The 263-nt window shown below is 70.0% G+C and carries 1 pseudogene; it reads left to right on the forward strand.

Going from position 1 to position 263, the window contains the following annotated elements:
• Positions 1–230, forward strand: a pseudogene (locus ADL15_RS24445) (IS607 family transposase); the annotation flags it as partial.
• Positions 231–263 lie beyond the last annotated feature (33 nt).

The following is a 263-nucleotide window of genomic DNA, read 5'->3' on the forward strand; positions in this document are numbered from 1 at the left end:
TGGTCGAGCACCGCGACAGGTTCGCCCGGTTCGGTGCCGAGTACGTCGAGGCGGCGCTGACCGCGCAGGGCAGGCGCCTGCTCGTCGTCGATCCGGCCGGGGTCGATGACGACTTGGTCCGCGACGTGACCGAGATCTTGACGTCGCTGTGCGCCCGGTTGTATGGCCGTCGTGCTGCCGCGAACCGTGCTCGCCGTGCGGTCGAAGCCGCCATCGAGGATCCGGCGTGACGACGATCCAGGCGTACCGGTTCGCCCTCGACC

This window comes from Actinoplanes awajinensis subsp. mycoplanecinus (genome assembly GCF_001509495.1).
Classification (GTDB): domain Bacteria; phylum Actinomycetota; class Actinomycetes; order Mycobacteriales; family Micromonosporaceae; genus Actinoplanes; species Actinoplanes palleronii.